The organism is Oceanobacillus sp. FSL W7-1281, assembly GCF_037969835.1.
GTDB lineage: Bacteria > Bacillota > Bacilli > Bacillales > Amphibacillaceae > Oceanobacillus > Oceanobacillus oncorhynchi.
Map to the genome: position 1 here is coordinate 348,979 of NZ_CP150214.1, position 18,418 is coordinate 367,396.

General features: G+C 38.2%; 20 protein-coding genes. 12 read left to right on the forward strand and 8 right to left on the reverse strand.

The features are described 5' to 3' along the window. Positions 1-61: 61 nt before the first annotated feature. Positions 62-415, forward strand: coding sequence for a VOC family protein (locus tag MKX55_RS01850; RefSeq protein ID WP_339235600.1), 354 nt, complete (start codon positions 62-64; stop codon positions 413-415). Positions 416-566: 151 nt separating this feature from the next. Here the strand turns inward: MKX55_RS01850 and MKX55_RS01855 are convergent, their stop codons facing one another. Further along, complete coding sequence (locus MKX55_RS01855) at positions 567-1,022, reverse strand: hypothetical protein (protein ID WP_339235602.1); 456 nt, start codon at positions 1,020-1,022, stop codon at positions 567-569. Positions 1,023-1,184: 162 nt separating this feature from the next. Between MKX55_RS01855 and MKX55_RS01860 the strand changes: the two genes are divergently transcribed. Next, the gene (locus MKX55_RS01860) at positions 1,185-1,325 is read left to right on the forward strand and encodes a hypothetical protein (protein ID WP_175297021.1); all 141 of its coding nucleotides are present in this window, start codon (positions 1,185-1,187) and stop codon (positions 1,323-1,325) included. Positions 1,326-1,400: 75 nt separating this feature from the next. On the opposite strand, the gene MKX55_RS01865 is transcribed toward MKX55_RS01860, so the two are convergent. After that, positions 1,401-1,616: a YjzC family protein gene (locus tag MKX55_RS01865; protein WP_256708578.1), complete on the reverse strand. Its 216-nt coding sequence runs from the start codon at positions 1,614-1,616 to the stop codon at positions 1,401-1,403. 170 nt (positions 1,617-1,786) lie between these two features. Further along, a complete protein-coding gene (locus MKX55_RS01870) occupies positions 1,787-2,455 on the reverse strand; it encodes an RluA family pseudouridine synthase (protein WP_339235604.1) in 669 nt (222 codons plus the stop codon). A 168-nt stretch (positions 2,456-2,623) separates the two neighbouring features. On the opposite strand from MKX55_RS01870, the gene MKX55_RS01875 reads away from it, so the two are divergent. Together MKX55_RS01875 and MKX55_RS01880 are read left to right on the forward strand one after the other, a co-directional pair. Next, on the forward strand, positions 2,624-3,091 hold the full coding sequence (locus MKX55_RS01875) for a nucleoside deaminase (protein WP_339235607.1): 468 nt from the start codon (positions 2,624-2,626) through the stop codon (positions 3,089-3,091). 281 nt (positions 3,092-3,372) lie between these two features. Continuing rightward, positions 3,373-3,975 carry a class I SAM-dependent methyltransferase gene (locus tag MKX55_RS01880; protein WP_339235610.1) on the forward strand — a complete coding sequence of 201 codons (603 nt, stop codon included), beginning with the start codon at positions 3,373-3,375 and terminating at the stop codon, positions 3,973-3,975. Between the two features lie 86 nt (positions 3,976-4,061). Here the strand turns inward: MKX55_RS01880 and MKX55_RS01885 are convergent, their stop codons facing one another. Both MKX55_RS01885 and MKX55_RS01890 read right to left on the reverse strand, forming a co-directional pair. Next, complete coding sequence (locus tag MKX55_RS01885; protein ID WP_339235612.1) at positions 4,062-4,961, reverse strand: EamA family transporter; 900 nt, start codon at positions 4,959-4,961, stop codon at positions 4,062-4,064. Between the two features lie 91 nt (positions 4,962-5,052). Beyond that, on the reverse strand, positions 5,053-5,745 hold the full coding sequence (locus tag MKX55_RS01890) for an AraC family transcriptional regulator (RefSeq protein ID WP_339235614.1): 693 nt from the start codon (positions 5,743-5,745) through the stop codon (positions 5,053-5,055). A 272-nt stretch (positions 5,746-6,017) separates the two neighbouring features. On the opposite strand from MKX55_RS01890, the gene MKX55_RS01895 reads away from it, so the two are divergent. Continuing rightward, positions 6,018-6,656, forward strand: coding sequence for an HD domain-containing protein (locus tag MKX55_RS01895; protein WP_289584660.1), 639 nt, complete (start codon positions 6,018-6,020; stop codon positions 6,654-6,656). A gap of 339 nt (positions 6,657-6,995) precedes the next feature. On the opposite strand, the gene MKX55_RS01900 is transcribed toward MKX55_RS01895, so the two are convergent. Continuing rightward, positions 6,996-7,394: an anti-sigma regulatory factor gene (locus MKX55_RS01900; RefSeq protein WP_339181764.1), complete on the reverse strand. Its 399-nt coding sequence runs from the start codon at positions 7,392-7,394 to the stop codon at positions 6,996-6,998. A gap of 236 nt (positions 7,395-7,630) precedes the next feature. After that, on the reverse strand, positions 7,631-8,320 hold the full coding sequence (locus MKX55_RS01905; RefSeq protein WP_339181766.1) for a Na-translocating system protein MpsC family protein: 690 nt from the start codon (positions 8,318-8,320) through the stop codon (positions 7,631-7,633). A gap of 429 nt (positions 8,321-8,749) precedes the next feature. Between MKX55_RS01905 and MKX55_RS01910 the strand changes: the two genes are divergently transcribed. The 6 genes from MKX55_RS01910 (at position 8,750) to MKX55_RS01935 (ending at position 16,801) form a co-directional block, all read left to right on the forward strand. Further along, positions 8,750-9,616 carry an alpha/beta hydrolase gene (locus tag MKX55_RS01910; protein WP_339235616.1) on the forward strand — a complete coding sequence of 289 codons (867 nt, stop codon included), beginning with the start codon at positions 8,750-8,752 and terminating at the stop codon, positions 9,614-9,616. Between the two features lie 640 nt (positions 9,617-10,256). Next, on the forward strand, positions 10,257-11,738 hold the full coding sequence (locus MKX55_RS01915) for a peptide MFS transporter (RefSeq protein ID WP_339181812.1): 1,482 nt from the start codon (positions 10,257-10,259) through the stop codon (positions 11,736-11,738). A gap of 190 nt (positions 11,739-11,928) precedes the next feature. Further along, on the forward strand, positions 11,929-13,095 hold the full coding sequence (locus MKX55_RS01920) for a lactate 2-monooxygenase (RefSeq protein ID WP_339235618.1): 1,167 nt from the start codon (positions 11,929-11,931) through the stop codon (positions 13,093-13,095). 623 nt (positions 13,096-13,718) lie between these two features. After that, a complete protein-coding gene (locus tag MKX55_RS01925) occupies positions 13,719-14,585 on the forward strand; it encodes a DMT family transporter (RefSeq protein ID WP_339181818.1) in 867 nt (288 codons plus the stop codon). A 271-nt stretch (positions 14,586-14,856) separates the two neighbouring features. Further along, on the forward strand, positions 14,857-15,288 hold the full coding sequence (gene tnpA, locus MKX55_RS01930) for an IS200/IS605 family transposase (RefSeq protein ID WP_256708565.1): 432 nt from the start codon (positions 14,857-14,859) through the stop codon (positions 15,286-15,288). Between the two features lie 229 nt (positions 15,289-15,517). Further along, on the forward strand, positions 15,518-16,801 hold the full coding sequence (locus tag MKX55_RS01935; RefSeq protein ID WP_339235620.1) for a histidine--tRNA ligase: 1,284 nt from the start codon (positions 15,518-15,520) through the stop codon (positions 16,799-16,801). 87 nt (positions 16,802-16,888) lie between these two features. Here the strand turns inward: MKX55_RS01935 and MKX55_RS01940 are convergent, their stop codons facing one another. Beyond that, entirely contained in the window at positions 16,889-17,677 is a 789-nt protein-coding gene (locus MKX55_RS01940) for a methyltransferase domain-containing protein (protein WP_339235622.1), read from the reverse strand. Between the two features lie 230 nt (positions 17,678-17,907). Between MKX55_RS01940 and MKX55_RS01945 the strand changes: the two genes are divergently transcribed. Continuing rightward, positions 17,908-18,327, forward strand: coding sequence for a nucleoside 2-deoxyribosyltransferase (locus MKX55_RS01945; RefSeq protein ID WP_339181826.1), 420 nt, complete (start codon positions 17,908-17,910; stop codon positions 18,325-18,327). Positions 18,328-18,418: the final 91 nt, after the last annotated feature.

The window sequence follows — 18,418 nt, forward strand, 5'->3', positions numbered from 1 at the left end:
TTTTTGTTACGGGAAGCAAGTATGAATAATCCGTTTGAAAAATTAGAAGAGAGGTGCTTTAATGGATAGTCCTATCCTCAAACAGATTGGAACCGTGTTTATCCCGGTAAGCGATATCGAAAAAGCAAGAGACTGGTATTGTGATATTTTAGGATTACATGCAGATGGAGAAATCCTTTTTGGTCATCTTTATGTTATCCCTATGAAGGGCGCGGGAATTGTGTTGGATAGTAAAATTTACGCAAAGGATAAAACTTTTAAAACACCGGCATTTCACCTGAATACTAATAATATTGAAGAAGCATTTCAATACATGAAAGATAAACAGGTGCATTTGCTTACAGAGGTAGAGTATGATCATTATTTTAATTTTAAAGATCCGGACGGGAATATCCTGATGATTAGTGAGTGTTAATTCCAAAAAGCAAACTGCCCTTTGAAAAGAGCGGTTTGCTTTATTTTTTATATTGAAATGGCGCATCATAATCCGATTCATTTTATAAATTTCAGGAGCTTTTCCTTTATCGGAGCGCAGCTGTATGTTAATGCTGGTCTGTTTTCTGTGCTTATGCTGACTTAAAGCCTTTCTTAATAACATTCACTAGGGAGCCGGCTGCTCCTGTGATTGCGCCTAGTACGATGCCGGTTGTGACGCTGCTGAAGAATGCAAATGTACGAGCAATAATATTTACTGCTGACTGTGGCAGGTCACTTAAGTTACCGCCAAATTGAATAGGTGTGTCTAAAGCAGTAGTCCAAAGAATTTGGTGAACGATTGCTAAAAATATCCCGTAGAAAAACCCAATGAGTAATAAAGATAAAAAGGGTTTTTCCACCTTTTTTAAAACAATAAACAGAATCCATATAATAATCGGTGCAAAGACCAAGATGCTGTTAATCCAACTTCCTTCCTCCACCATGGATAAATCGTGTAAAACGACGCGGGGAATGCCTAACAGAGAAAGCAATAGTAAAGTAAGCACCGGTATACCTAAATAATCATTTATTTTATGAATGGTCATCAAATAAGCTCCTTTCTATTTTGTTATCATACTTTTTTCGCTTACAATTCATATACTAAGAGTAATACCTTAAAGAAATCTAAATCATTTATTAAATTTTTATTAAAAGAACGGGTAATAAAATAAGGAGTTTATTTTTAGTTTGAATAGAGGAGGGATAATTTGATTATCGGAGGTTTGACGTGTTTGGGGATCGGTGTTGGTTTATTTACAGGAAATGTTGCAGCGGGAACCATGATAGGAATAGGACTGGGCTTGGTGGGAGAAGCGCTATTTCATAGATACGGGAGGCAATCAGAATAGGAGAGGCGTAATAAAAGAGATTGTATATACAAAAAGCAAAGGAATCCAGACTAGAAACTCCTTTGCTTTTTTGAATTAATTCGTACTTCTGCTATTTCGCGGGCTTGGATGGGACTGGCTGCGTTTGTTTTTCCAAACACGGTCGTTGTTCTTCGTTTCTGGAAACTTTTCCCCAGCTTTCATTGAAACCTGCTGCGGGTCTTCTACATTGCTGCCTGTTTCACCAACTTCAATATAGACCCCGTTATTGGGAGCCTTTTCTCCACCCTTGAACTGACTGATTTCACCCATCATAGATACCTCCTTCAGGCATTTCAAGCTTATTATGCGGAAATATGAATGAATCTATGAATGGAAAAATTAACAATGTACAATCTTTTTCTTCTGGCGTGCAGCAATGGTTTTGATGTGGCCGCTAACTGAAAAGTCTGCTGTTAGGGAGAATAAAAGCTTATTCCGATTCACCACAGATTCCATGGAAACCTATTTGGCGGCTGAGATTGTACTTTTATTTCTTCTTTTTTAGTAGGATGTCCCACTGCAAGTGTTTCTGACCATAAAGCAATCTGTTCCCCAGTCTGGTTCCATTTTCCTCCGTATTTTTGATCGCCGTAAAGCGGCAAATTGCGGGAGGAGAGCTGTACACGAATTTGATGCGGTCTGCCGGTATGCAGTTTAATGGAAAGGAGGCTTAAATTTTTTTTGCTCCCAATTACTTCATACTCTAATTTTGCTTTTTTAGCATTTTTATTATTTGGATGCGTTGTATATACCTTGTTTTCATGTTTATCTTTGACTAAGTGATCTTCTAACAAAGCTTGATTTTTATCAGGTACTCCCCGCACGACTGCCAAATATTTCTTTTCTACAGCCTGCCGGCGAATGGCATCAGATAGACGGGAGGCTGCTTTAGATGTTTTCGAAAATACCATGACACCTCCTGCAGGGCGGTCCAGACGATGAACCAGCGCCAGGTAAACATTGCCTGGTTTTTGATAACGTATTTTTATATCCTCCTTCAAGAAATTCAGCAAATCCTGGTCCTTTGACTGGTCCTCCTGTACAGGCACGTTGACAGGCTTTTCTACAAAAAGTAAATGATTATCCTCATAAAGGATTGGAACATTCATGGGTAATATCTCCTTTATTTCAATACTGAGGCAATGATAACACAGCAGTTTTTTTTATCAAGGGGCGGGGCATGATAGAATGAGTAAAAGTCGATATGTTATAATGATGAACGCGTTTTCAATATGTATAGGATGGAAACAATTTGTGAACAAAATGGAGGGTTACTTGTGGGTAATAAGAAATGGATGGAAAAGGCAGTAGAAATTGCCGAGGAAAGTGCAGTTACTGGCGGCGGTCCATTTGGAGCGATTGTTGTAAAGGATGGAGAAATTATCAGCACGGGAAATAATCAAGTCACAGCAGCCAATGATCCCACAGCTCATGCAGAGGTGCAGGCGATTCGGGAAGCGTGCCAGAAACTGGACAGTTTCCAATTAACGGATTGTGAAATCTATACCAGCTGTGAACCATGTCCCATGTGCATTGGCGCCATTTATTGGGCCAGGCCAGAGGCGGTTTATTATGCTGCTTCTAAAACAGAAGCTGCAGAAGCGGGATTTGATGATCGTTTTATTTATGATCAAATTGCGCTTCCTGTAGAAGAGCGTGATATCGAGATGATGCAGGTTCGCCCGGATAAGTACGATAAACCGTTTCAAATCTGGAAAGACGCTGAGAACAGAACGGACTATTAAACCAGATGAGGTACAAAAAATGGTGATTATAAGATAGAAGTATATGGCTTGTAAATAAAGCTTCCCGATGAAATAAATCAATCGTTTGTTTGAATTTTAAATGCACTGGGGCCTTCACAAATTAGGGATGCCTGTGGTGATAATGCATGATTAGAAGGTTTTGATTAGACAGCAAATAGTATTGCATATTGCTTGTTTATACGTGCGATTATGGTATATTGAGAAGCCGAAGAGATTTCATTTGGGAAAATAAAAGAAGCCCATGTGCAGGAGGCTATAAGTTGGAAGAGAATGTATTCAATCGAATGGCAAAAAAATATGACACAGAAGAACGAATAGAGCTGGCAACGGTGATCGCCGATGAGATAAAGAAAAGCATAGCTGAGAAGCAATATCATTCCATATTGGATTATGGCGGTGGAACGGGATTAGTGGCTTTTCAACTGGCTGGCCGCTTTGAAAAGGGATGGATCGTGGATGCTTCAGAGGAAATGATTCAAGTTGCGCAAGCTAAAATAGAACAGCAGCAATTAAAGCATTTTAAAGCGATGGAATGTAATTTAGCGGAAGAAGAAGATAATTTGGATGTGCATGCAGATATCATTATCCTATCGTTGGTTTTGCTGCATGTGCCGGATATAGAAACACTTCTGCAAAAATTAAGTAAGCGCCTAAATCCAAATGGAATGCTTATTATTGCCGATTTTGATAAAAATGAAAAGATACAGCATCCCAAAGTGCATAACGGCTTTACAGAAACAGAAATAAATCAGGCATTGAATCATGCAGGCCTTCGAGATACAGAAATGCATACATTTCATCATGGAAGCAATATTTTCATGAATCAGGACGCTTCATTATTTATTACGACGGGTAAAAAGTAAATCTAAAAAGGGCAATGAGAATAGAATCTCGCTGCCCTTTATTCATCTGTATGATGAAAAATGAAATAAATGAAACCATTTCTTTTTTAGAGTGTAGCTCTCACGGCAGCTTTATTCTTCCGGTTAGCTGCTCTGGATGAACCAATCAATATCGCAATCCCCATAATTAAAAGAAAGATACCCAGCCAGGCAGTCGTATTTAAGCTCTCCCCTAACAGAAATACCCCTAATAATGCTGCTGTTAACGGCTCTGCTAAAGCAAGAGTAACCGCAGTTGAAGAAGAAACATTAGCCAATCCTTTGGCGAAAAGAAAATAGGCTATGCCTGTAGCTACAACACCTAGTTGAATACTGACGCCGATACCCTGCAAGCTCGCCACCCATGACATATCAAAAATAAATAGGAATGGAGCTAAGAAAATCGCACTTATTGTAAAAATGATTGCAACCACATTTAAGGAAGAGAATTTTTGAACCATATCTCTGCTTGCGAGGGTGTAGCTGGCAAAGGTAAGTCCTGCACCTAAAGCCATCACGACACCGACTGGATCAACATACGTCGATTCTCTGTTGGTAAATAACAGGATACAGCCGGAAATGGAGAGGAAAGTAGACACCCACCAAATTTTTGACGGACGAGCTTTAAAAAATATCCATTCCAGAAGCCCTGATAAAATTGGCGCGCTCCCGATGGCTACAACGGTTCCGATAGCTACGCCAGTGACGGTGACAGCGGTAAAAAATAACGGCTGATATAAAGCCATGCTTAAAGCAGCTAACACCGTAGCTTTGATGGGCCAATTTTTTAGTTCTAATTTGCCGAATAGAAGGACAAGTGATAATAAAAAGAGTCCTCCTACTGCTAAACGAATCGTCCCAATCGCAATAGGATGGGCATTTTCTGGTGCAAAAGCCTGTGCTGTCCCAGTTGTTCCCCAAAGTACAGCAGCAAAAAGAATAAGAAAGGCAGAAAGTTTTCCTTGCATCGATTTCACTCCGAAATAAAAGAATATATACCCATCATAGATAAAGACTGTTCTTTTTTCTATACTGAGTTTCATATACTTTTTACCTTCTTTAAAGAAATCTATATTTGTTTGGCGCCATTCCTTTATGTTTAGCAAACCATCTTGTAAATGAAGAGGCATTCTCGAAGCCTAATTCCTCGCTAATTCGGGATATGGACAATCTGGTTGAAAGCAATAAATGCTCCGCCTCCTGTAAACGCAGGTCTACAATGTAGGCTTGCGGGCTTTTGCCAGTTCTTTTCTTAAACCATTCCGAGTAATAAACAGGGTGATAATGCTCTATTTTTGCCAGCGTTTCCAATCGAATCGGCTCCTTAAAATGGTTGTGAATATAGTCTATGGAAGGAGGATTGGAAGTCTGCAGTTTTTTGGTTACATAGCGGGTCAAATCGGTTAAGGCAGAGATATTGTCCTTTGCGTCCGCCTCTTCCAATAGTAAATACCGGATTGCATTCCATTGTTTATCCAGCTTGATATGCATACTTTCCGTATCACTGGGCAAATATCGCAGCGGTATATCCAATATTAGAAATTCATTTCTGTCAATAGAGCGGTAATGATGCTGGAAGTTTGGCGGCAGATAGAATCCGCAATCCGCTTTCAGATGAAGTTCCTGTTGATTTGTTTGGATATCCAGGGAGCCTTGTAAAGAGAAAAGAAACTGTCCGAAGGCATGCTGATGCGAATGAAATTCTTTTGAATAGGTTCTTTTTTCACAGATGATCTGGCTGTTTCTTTCCATTTTATTTTCTCCCTTCAAAGTTAAATTTAAAATATCTTACCATTAATTTATGATATGGTAAATGAATTCATCCGAAAATATACTGCACCAGGTTAAAGGACTTTCTGTAGTATTCCTTCTAAATTCACCTCAAAAAATTAACTTCATGATAAATTTAATTTAAGATAGGGATGAAATGGCTTCTATAACAGAAATAATTGCATTGCTATATGGAAATAATCCTTTTACAATGGAGCCAAGATGAAAATAAATCGTAAAGGGGAGTTTGAATGATGATTCAAGAAGTAGCAGGTATCAAAGTTCCAGATACGCGATTGGCAAAGGACGCGGCAGATATTCTAAGGGAATATGGAAATGACTTGCTGTGGAACCATTCCAATCGTGTCTTCTTTTTTGGAGCGGTAAACGGTAAACAGGCAAAGTTGAATTATGATTTAGAGTTGCTGTATGTCAGTGCATTATTCCATGACTTAGGATTGACCAAAGCGTACAGCAGTCCCGATTTGCGTTTTGAAGTAGACGGGGCTAATGCAGCCAGAAGCTTTTTACAGCAGTATCAAATTCCAAAAGAATCTATTCAGCTTGTATGGGATGCGATTGCTCTACACACAACTCCTGGAGTTGCCGAACACAAGGAATCGGAAGTAGCCCTTCTTTTCTCTGGTGTTGGTTTAGATGTGATGGGAGACGGATTTGAAGAGTTCCCGGCTGATTTGCGTGAAGAAGTTATACAGGCTTTCCCTCGGAATAATTTTAAAAAGGAAATTATCCCGGCATTTTATGAAGGATTTAAGCATAAGCCGGAAACAACTTTTGGTAATATGAAAGAAGATGTCGTCCAGCATTTTCGGCCGGAATACCGTAATAAGAATTTCTGCAGCTGTATTATACATTCCCCGTGGCCGGAATAAAGGGATGATAAAAAATCGCTGAATTATTTTAAATCTATCGAGCATCTCTTTGGATATTTTATCTGAAGAGATGCTTTTTAGATAAATAAAAAATTTGTTTGGGTAAGATAAGACGGGTTTAGAGGCTGAATTGTAATTAACTTTCAAAGCGGCTGGAGTTAAAGATGAATAAGATTTCTTTGAGGATTGTATTCTCTTACTTATGTAAAAGCAATGAATCAAAACCTGAATACAGCAACGATGAAACAAACGTAGAAAAGATCAGTGTTACAAGCAAAAATTTATGAAATTCTCTTTGGGAATATGCCGGAATTGTTCCAGTTGCCGACATGCTGCTAATTAAATCCATTTAGCCACCTTGATTGTTGTTCCTTGTCCAATGACTGATTGGATTTCAAATTCATCCATCAAACGTTTCACGCCAGGGAGACCAGCCCCAAGTCCTCCTGAAGTGGTATAGCCATCCTGGAGCACTAATCGAATATCATTTATTCCTGGACCAGAGTCGGTTGCAGTCATAATGATTCCTTTATGGCCAAGCGTATCGATGACCTCAAAAGAAATCCCCCCTTTTTCTGCATATAAATAGATGTTACGGGCTAATTCCGATATTGCAGTGGTGATACGTGCCTGATCCACTGTACCAAAGCCAATCTGCTTTGCTATATCCCTGCCTATCTGTCTAGCATGAACGATATCCAATTCCTTATGGATGTTTACATACGATTGAGTTTTCATAGTCGATTCCTCCAGTTTCTGATAGAGTTTTAAGATGCATTGCTTCAGATTCAGCACAGTTGGAAGCTTCTGGAGATGGATATCTAAATCAATCAACATACCAAATAAAACTGTCTTTCTGTTCGCGTTCTTATTTATTAACCTGCTTTCCTTTTATTTAATAAAAAAAGCCGAAAAGGAATAAAGATCCTTTTCGGCTCATGCCTTAGCGCTATTGTCTAGACATTTCCGCCAGATTATTTTTTTGGTTTAAGTATGAATATAACAAACCCTGTATCATTGTCGAAATCCCAATCTACAAATAAATCTTGTATTTCCTGATGAAGCACAGATTCTAAGAATTGTTTATCAATTAAACTCTTTTCCAGCTTCCGCTTTGACAGCCTGAGCTGGTTTTCAAATCCCGAATGAATCAGCTCTTTTTCAATCAGTACAAGTATATCCTCGCGTCTTGAAATCAATGTCCGGGGATTAAGCATACAAGACGTAAGCTGTTTCGGAGACTTTTGTGCTTTTTGAGTAAAACGGCTGATCTCTTCGTGTACCTGTTCTTTGGCTGGATAATCAAGATAATCTTCTATTGTCTCATCCAGATTGGAATCCAGCTCGGTAAAAAGAATTCCGCTGCTATTTTCTACCGACCAGTCATAGTAGATCTTGTCCACTTTTACGCCGGCCTGCGAGGAGATAATCGATTGTATCTCCGGAGTCAGTTCTTTCATTAATAAATCACGGGTTTCCTGAAACTTCAATTCATTTTCCTGCTTCAGCAGAATCTTTTCCATCGGAGCTAAAAAGTTTCTTAAATAGATTGTAATGTATGGTTTTGCTATAGATACAAAAATAGCTTCGGGACCCTTTCCGAAATTATCTCGAAAAAGTTTTCCGATTGCACTGGATATTCCGGATTCTACTGTTTTTTCCACTTGGTTTCTCCTTTTGAGTGTCATTAATTGTATATCTATATTCGCTGCGAAAATAGGAGTGTATTTCTATTTCGGTTTCTTTGATTTGTTAAGCTTGAAAAAACATTTTAAGGACCGTACCTTATTTTACAATCCCTTTCATAACTATACCATTAATTGCAGACGTTGAAAAATTATTTTACAGGAATGATCTCATTAATAAATGAAAATTATAGACGAAATCTATTTATGTTATTAAGCATCCAACAGTGAAATTATATTTTAATGTATAATGAAAGGGGTTTCGCATAAAAATGAATATATATTATTGAGTTAATAAAAGGGTGTAACTTAAGAATAGTATGCGCTGAAGGAGCTGTATTATTAGTCTTGTAGGATTTATAAATCAGATAGAATAGAAGTATATAGAATTAGAAAAGGAGGATATTTATGAATATTACATTAAATAATGGTGAAAATCTATTTTATGTGAAAAGAGATGGGGGAGAGCATATTTTATTATTAATTCATGGAAATATGGCATCTTCTGCTCAATGGGACCTGCTGCTTGAAGAAATAGATCCTATCTTTACAGTCTATGCGGTTGATTTACGTGGATATGGACAATCAACCTATCATCAGCCGGTAGATTCAATCAAAGATTTCTCAGATGATATCAAACAATTTGTTGATCAAATAGATTTGAAGAAGTTTTATTTAATGGGCTGGTCTAATGGCGGTGGAGTAGCCATGCAGTTTGCTGTTGATTATCCAGACCATGTTGATAAAATCGTATTACTTTCTTCTATGTCCACCCGAGGGTATCCAGCTTTTAATATAGACGATAAAAGAATTCATTCCAAAGAGCAATTAGTAAAAGATTCTGGATTAAATAGGATGTTAGATACTCAAAAAATGAATAATCAAGCGTTTTTTAGAGCAGCTATGGATCAGGTGCTTTATTCCACTAACCAACCGAGCGAAGAACAGTACCAAAAGTATTTAACAAGTGCAACGCAGCAAAGGAATATACTCGATGCGGCATATGCAGCGAATATCTTCAATATAAGTACAGTGTCCAATGGTGCAGTTGATGGAACTGGGGAAATACGTCATCTCACCGCTCCTATTTTAGTAATCTGGGGCCAAAATGATTTAATCGTATCGGAGAAGATGACGTTGGAAATAATGGAGGATTTCCAAGAGGCTGGAATGGATTTTCGTTATGCGCCAATAAATGCCGGACACGCTTTGTTGATAGATAATTTGGAAGCAGTTTTGAAAGAAACCTATGTATTTTTAAATATAAAAAAGTAGTATATTAAACTATATTGTAGATGGAAAAATTGTCAAAAGGCAGATGGAAGTGTATGGATTAGGTAACTAGATAAAGAACTCATTCGGAATTTAATTTGGTTAATTTCATCCCCAAATAAATTCCTTTTTTTGATTCTATATACATGCTTGATGAAAAATTGTAAAAATAACCATTTACCAGTTTATTTACATCGAACTTCCAGAGTGGTATGATATATAGTATTCAACTTTTATACACGGGAATAAACAAAAGAAGTAGTACCCTGACGAACCCAAAATAAGTATAAAAACGGCTTTATTTTCAAAGCAGTGATTAGCGGTATATTTGAAAATAACAGCGAAGCAATGCAAGAAAGACGTTGTCATACTTGCATGACATGAATGTTTTATCCGTTTATTTCTTTAAAAGTTGAGCTGATTTCATGCAGCATTTGCTTATAGGCTCATCAATTACAGGTACCTCTTCTGTTTGGCGATTTTACGATTCCAGTAATCTAGAACCCAGACGGCGGGGTGTTTTTTAATTGTTTGAATATTTACGTAAGAGCAGCAATTTAGCCGGAATGGATGATCGGTAATATATGGAAGCCTATATATAGCAAAAACAAATTAATATAAATAGAAAGGGACAGGAAAACTTATGACATCGAAGAACCCGCAAGAGATCCTTAAGAGTATTCCGCAAAAAGGTTTTTTCGGACATCCTAAAGGGTTGTTTACATTATTTTTCACAGAGTTTTGGGAGAGATTTTCATACTATGGTATGAGAGCAATCTTACTTTACTATATGTATTATGCGATTAAAGATGGCGGACTGAATCTGGATAAAGGAACAGCTGCTTCCATCATGGCTATTTATGGCTCGCTTGTTTACATGTCAGGGATTATCGGCGGCTGGATTGCTGACCGTTTGCTTGGTACGAAACGCACCGTCTTTTATGGCGGCATATTGATTATGGCAGGTCATATTGCCTTATCCTTTCCGGGAGGAGTTACAGCTCTATTCGTATCGATGGGCTTAATTGTTATTGGAACAGGGCTGTTAAAGCCGAATGTATCTAATATCGTCGGGGATTTATATGATAAAGAAGATCCGCGGACCGATGCCGGATTTAGTATATTTTATATGGGGATTAACCTTGGTGGTTTAATTGCACCATTTATTGTCGGAACACTCGGGCAAAAATATAATTTCCATTTAGGATTTGGAGTAGCAGCTCTTGGTATGTTAGTCGGGCTGATTATTTTCTTGGCTACAAGAAAGAAATATTTAGGTCTCGCTGGCTCTTATGTACCAAATCCTCTATCACCGGAGGAAAAGAAATCTGTATTTTTAAAAATGGGAATCAGCGCGATTGTGGTTATCATCTTGGGCGCTATTCTGATTTCTAACGGCATTTTAACCATTGATGGATTTATCATGTTAGTCAGTATATTAGGGATAATTATTCCGATTATTTACTTTTTAGTCATGTATTTCAGTAAGAAAACAACCAGTCAGGAACAAAAAAGTTTACTTGCTTATATACCGTTATTCCTTGCAGCAATGGTGTTCTGGGCGATCCAAGAACAAGGAGCAGTTATTTTGGCGCAATATGCCGATGAGCGGACAAGATTATCATTTGCCGGTTTTTCCCTGCAATCATCTTGGTTCCAATCATTCAATCCATTATTTATTGTTCTGTTAGCGCCGGTATTTGCGGCACTTTGGATGAAGCTTGGCAAAAGACAGCCTTCTACGCACAAAAAATTCTCACTAGGTCTGGTTTTCGCTGGTCTATCTTTCTTAATCATGATAATTCCAGCAATTTACGCAGGTCCTGATACGCTGGTAAGCCCAATATGGCTTGTGCTCAGCTTTCTAATTGTAGTATTTGGTGAGCTGTGTTTATCACCGGTCGGTTTAGCAGCTACAACAAGAATGGCTCCTGCTGCATTCTCTGCCCAAACAATGAGTCTTTGGTTCTTGTCTAATGCTTCGGCACAGGCAATTAATGCGCAAATTGTTAAACTATATAGCCCGGAAACTGAGATTCTCTACTTTGGAATTATTGGCGGGATTGCTGTGTTGCTAGGTGTAGTATTGTTCTTTTTCTCTTCTTTTTATAAAAAGAGAGTGTAATTTTATCAACGTCTTCTAAAAAATGCAGAGCATCTTTTAGAAGACGTTTTTGTGTTCATTTAAGTTTATATAAAAAGTTACGAAGCAAATATATCATTTTAGCAATAACTATTTACTGAAAAAACAAAATAAATAAAATATATGGTATGATACCAATATATAAATACAGGAAATGGAGGGAAAATAAGATATGGAAAATATAGGTAATAGCATTCAGTATCAAATTTATGCAACGATGCAGAATCCAGATCCTAATAGGTTTCCGGTAATACATGAAGAATGGGAGAATCTTGCCCGTAAAAAATTACGGGATGGTCCTTTTTACTATATTGCGGGCGGAGCTGGAAGCGAAATAACAATGCAGGCAAATTTGAAAGCGTTTTCCAAACAGGAGATTATTCCTCGCATGTTAAGGAATGTAGATCAACGTGATTTATCGGTTAATTTATTCGGTAAAAAATATCCCTTCCCAATATTACAAGCACCTATTGGAGTACAGTCTATCATACATGAAGAAGGGGAGATCGGCTCTGCAAAAGCGTCTGCTGAAATGGGAGTTCCTTATATTGCGAGTTCAGCTTCCTCTGTGCCGATGGAGAAAATTGCAGAGGTTATGGCAGATGCCCCACGCTGGTTTCAGTTGTATTGGAGCAGAGATCCTGAGATAGCGGCCAGTTTTTTAAGACGTGCTGAAAAATCTGGGTACTCTGCGATTGTAGTAACTCTAGATACACCAATGATGGCGTGGAGAGAGAAGGATTTAAAAAATGTATACCTGCCATTTCTAGCTGGGGAAGGTGTAGCTAATTATTTTACTGACCCTGCTTTTTTGGGTAAGTTGGATAGGCAACCGGAAGAAGATCCGCAATCTGCCATTATGCATTGGACGACGATTTTTGGGAATACTGGTTTAACTTGGGATGATATTGACTTTTTACGTGCGCATACCAAACTGCCAATTATTTTAAAGGGTATTCTACACCCGGAAGATGCTAAGCTCGCCGTAGCAAAGGGCGTTGAAGGTATTATTGTATCAAACCATGGTGGACGTCAAGTAGACGGAGCTATCGGGGCTTTAGACGCCCTTCCTGATATTGTGGCAGCAGTAGGTGATAAAGCAACCGTATTCATGGATAGTGGGATTAGGCGAGGGTCAGATATTATAAAAGCCATGGCTCTTGGTGCGAAAGCAGTACTTGTGGGGAGACCGCTGATGTATGGACTTGCAGTTGCAGGGCAGAAAGGCGTAAAAGAAGTAATGCAAAATATGCTCGCTGATTTAGACATCACAATGGGGCTGGCTGGTCAAAGCTCAGTAAACAAATTAGATGCTTCGTTGTTAAGAAAAATGGAGTGAGGATAATAAGAAGAAAATAATTAATCTAAATTTCAATGATATAATAGATTTAAAACCATTTATGGTGTTGAACACTAACGCTCTTATAGCAGCCGTCTGATTTCTGAAGAAAGAGTAGAAAAGATAGTAACCTAAAACTACCTCTAGAAATTTTCGGTAACTTCTAGAGGCAGTTTTTTAATGTTTAAAGTTATATGGCTGATAGGCTATCATAAGAGTGGCTTTAAAATTTTTTCAGATTTCAAAACTAAGTTCCTTATTTTGCACTCTAAGAAGGTGTAGAGAAGTTAAGGAAAAGTATAAGGGTACTTATTTTCAAACGATTAAGTAGTTGCAGTCTGTATCATAATTAGGTTTGCCATCTAGAAAAAACAAAAGATTTTTCAATATCAGTGTTATTCGCTATGATTGTAAAAGACACATCTTCTGTTTTGGGTAGTGTAATTTTGGTCAATACTACTATACCAACCGCAGAGGTGTTTTTCTTATTTAGGATCTTTCTTTATCGAGAAAAGTATTTCAATGACTAAGAGCAATTGAGCTTTATTACTTTTAATAGATTGTTCTGGTGCAAAAGTGGAATAAAAAAAATATAGAATTTAATAGGAGGAAATAAAAGCTTCATGAGTGACAGAAATAAAGGCATCTTATTGTTATTATTATCAGCGTTAGGATTTTCCCTGATGGCTATGTTTGTGAAGCTGTCAGGGGATGTGCCTACCATACAAAAAACATTATTTCGCAATGGGATATCCATGTTTATTGCGTTAGGTTTTGTTCTTTATCATAGAGAACGACTTTTTGGGAAAAAGGAAAACCAAAAGTATTTACTCTTGCGTTCTGCACTGGGGATGACTGGTGTATTGCTTAATTTCTATGCTATCGATCATCTTGTGCTTTCCGATGCGGATATGCTGAATAAAATGAGTCCATTTATAACCATTATTTTTGCTGCGATTTTCCTAAAGGAATACGTAATGCGGTTTCAGGTGGTCTCTGTTATTATCGCGTTTCTTGGAACGTTATTTATTATCAAACCGGTCTTCAATCTAGATATGGTTCCATATGCAGCAGGGATTTTATCCGCATTTTTTGCAGGGGGAGCGTACACCGTTTTACGGGTGCTTGGGAATAAAGAACAATTTTATACGGTTGTATTTTACTTCTCATTCTTCTCCACTGTTATTTTATTACCGCCTGTTATCTTGTTTTATCAGCCTATGAGCGGGCTGCAGTGGTTGTATTTACTTGCAGCAGGAGTATTTGCAACGGTGGGGCAGTTTGGTATTACCGTTGCTTATAAATTTGCACCAGCAAAAGAAATATCCATCTTTTTCTACTCGACTGTGGTATATTCAGGTATCATTAGTATTGCGCTCTTTGGCCAAATTCCAGATATATGGAGTATCCTTGGCTATCTAGCCATATTCGGTGCATCCTTCTATATGTTCTTGCGAAATAACCGGGATTTGAAAGAAGTGAAAGAATAGCGCATTGGAAAACCTGTACTAGCTTGAGTTACAGGTTTTTCCTTTGAAATTGTCAATCGGTTATGATAGACTTATCCAAAATCAGAGGTGAGCAAAATGGTTTTCGTTAAAATAAATGATTCCTTCTCACAATTCCATCATCATATCAACTAGCCTTGCTTTATCGATTTAACTTTTAATTTCCAAATGCGTGGTCTAACTCCACCGTCTTTAGACGGTATCCGCTTTTAGCCTTATCTTTTTTGTCCATACTAATGGATGAGGTGATAGTATGGACGGATATCGAAAAAGCGGTCATGCAGTATATGATATAAAGTACCATGTTATATGGGTAACAAAGTATAGATATAAGGTATTGCAAGGTCATATAGCAGTTAGAGCAAGAGAATTGATTAGGCAAGGATGTGAAGCAAGAGGAATAACCATCCTGCAAGGTAGTGTTGGCAAAGACCATATCCATTTATTATTATCTTGTCCACCAAGTGTTGCGCCAAGTAAAATCATGCAATATCTGAAAGGAAGATCATCAAGGTTATTACAGGACGAATTTCCAGAACTAAAGAAAAGATATTGGGGACAGCATTTGTGGGCAAGAGGGTACTTTTGCGCCACAGTTGGAACAGTAACGGAAGAGATAATAAGAAATTATATAGCCAATCAATTCAATGAAAACAAAGACGATATATTCAAGATTGAAGAATGAGTTCAGTCTTATTTTGAATATGCTTCAGCTTAATGACTTTGAGCAGGACTTTAGCCTGAAGAGCGACTTTAGTCGCCGACATTCATGTCCAAATCCACCTGCTTTAGCAGGTGGTCGTTTAAAAAATCGAATGAGGAAGGCTATTATTCATGAAATCGCATCCCGAATTAAGTAAATCACTTAACTCAGAGTGCGATTTTTTTGTATTCAAAAACAGGAGGTAAGGAAAATGAAGAAGATAGATTATCAAAATGTAAAAGGAACACAAGATTATTTACCCGAGTCAGAAAGTGTCAGAAGGACGATTCGGAGAACATTAGAGGATGTATTTATTCAATATGGATGTCAGCCGCTGGAAACACCTATCTTAAACTATACGGAATTGCTTGCTTCCAAATATGGCGGCGGTGCGGAAATATTAGAGGAGATGTACACTTTAACAGATAGAGGAGAAAGAGATTTAGCATTGCGCTATGACCTTACGATTCCATTTGCTAAGGTAGCTGCAATGAATCCGACATTGAAGATGCCATTTAAGCGGTATGAAATTGGTAAAGTATTTCGGGATGGGCCAATAAAAACAGGAAGATTGCGTGAATTTACCCAGTGTGATGTGGATATTGTCGGCGTAAATTCGCAGATGGCTGAAGCGGAATTAATGATGATGGCGCTGGATGCCTTTGACAAACTCGGAATGCAGGTGAATATTCAATATAATAATAGGAAATTATTAACCGGAGCATTGGAAGTGTTTGGTGTAGCGGATGCGAAAATCAATAAAGTGGTGCTGATTTTGGATAAGCTTGAGAAGATAGGGGTGGACGCAGTTATAGCCGAGCTTGCTGAACTAGGGGTGTCAGATGATGCGGTCCGCTCCATTAAACAATTTTTGACGGCAGGCTATCATACTGACTTTACCCGCTTTGAATCATTATCTAATCAAAATGAACAAGTCAGACAGGGATTGCAGGAACTAAAAGAGCTGAAATCGTATCTTGATTATTTGGATATTAGCGACCAATGTATATTTAATCCGTTTCTGGCACGGGGACTAGAAATATATACAGGCACCGTTTATGAAATGTTTTTAGCGGATGATTCGATGAAGTCAAGCATCGGGAGCGGCGGAAGATATGATAATGCAATCGGCGGACTGATAGGAACAGATGAAATTTTCTCTACCGTTGGAATCTCTTTTGGGCTGGATGTGATTTATACAGCGATGGCTGCTGCGGGAGGAATCGAACCTGCTGGAAGAGAGATGGATTATTATATTATTCCTCTGGGAAGACAAAAAGAATCGCTGTCTGTGTCAACATATTTCCGGGATAAAGGATATAACGTAGAGGTGGAATTAGGCAATAAAAAGGTCGGTAAGGCGCTTGACAGGGCGAATAAAGAAAACATACGAAACGTGATTATCATTGGCGATGAGGAAGTCAGGAAGAATCAGTTTAACGTGAAGAATATGCTTTCGGGAAAAGAGACGGTAGAATTATTTTCGTTTCGTTGAATAGAGGATTGGTGAGAAGTATAGGGGAGGCAGGAATCTATATGGCCCTCTTTTTATAGATTCCTGTTCTGTCTATTTAATCAAAACTTATTTAGCAGGTATGCCGCCTTGCTTTATCCCGACGACACGAAGTCGTTTATAATCTGCAATCCACTGTCCTTCTTGGTACAGGACATCCTTTAAGTTATTTTCTACCTGTTTCATCACACGTTCTTTGATAGCTTCCGGATGATTTTCAAAGATATTTCCGCAGAACATTTCCATCCAATTTCTCAGGCCGTTGTCTCCCTCTAAGGGTGTCGGCCGATTGAAATGCTGGGCAAAGGTTACGTTAAATCCCGTTTCCTCCATTAGTGCTGTGTACTCTCCTATGCTTGGGAAGTACCAGGGAAACTGTTCTAATGTATAGGGGATTCCAGCTTTTTTAACCTGGTGGATGATTTCATTTGTAATCGTTTGAACATTGTCTTTGCCGCCAAACTCTGCAATAAATCTTCCGCCGGGTTTCAAGCTGTTATAGATGCATTGAAGTGCTTCTTTGGGCTGCTTTACCCAATGAAGTGTTGCATTAGAGAAAACGGCATCAAAATCATTGTTGTATTCGAGTTCTAAAACATCTTTTGGCATAAACGTTATATCGGGATATTTATCGTTTGCCTTGTGCACCATATTTTCTGATTTATCTACGCCGGTTACAGCGGCGCCCTGCTGATTGATTTTATGGGCTAAATCTCCCGTACCACATCCGACATCAAGAATCTGTTCACCTTCTACGGGAGATAAAAGCTCTAATAAATGATTTCCAAATGATGATACAAAGGAATGGTTCCCATCGTATAAATCCGCATTCCAGCTATCTTTTACATATTGTTCCATGACGCTTCCTCCTAAAGTAGAACTTGTAGATTAAATCCGTGTGTATTAGTTGTATTATATTGGATGTATCTCAGCATGCAAACTAAAAAGGTTGATAAATGTTCATTTCCAAGTAACCAATTCAATAATAGCAACATCAAATTTTGAGTAAGTCGGATAATATGGATATACTTAAATATGCATGCCATTTTTAGCTGAATGCTATCTATTATATATATGGAGGTCAAAATATGAGAGTTTATTTAGCAAGCCCATTCTTTAATGAAAAAGAGATGGAGCCTTTGAAAGAAGTGGAACAAATTTTAGAAGCAAAAGGATTGGATGTTTTTTCACCGCGAAAAAACCAAATGGATCATCTGGAGGAAGGAAGCCGGCATTGGTCGATTGCAACATTTACCAATGATAAAAAGTTTATTGATTGGGCGGAAATCGTTGTTGGCGTTTATCATGGGAATTATTCAGATAGTGGAACAGCATTTGAATTAGGTTACGCTTATGGAACGAATAAACCGTTTATTGCAGTTCATCTAGGCGAGGACAGCAACTTGATGGTGCATGAAGGAGCTCATGCCAATGTCACCTTGGAGGAACTGCGAGAATATGATTTTGAAGCAATGCCAAGCTCTTTTTATGAGGGGGAAATGTTCTGATTAAGTACAGAAGAATACCTTTTGGTGGATAAAACAGTTCACCTATCAACGTGCTGCTGAGATAATTCCACACTATCGATAAAACCGCTGT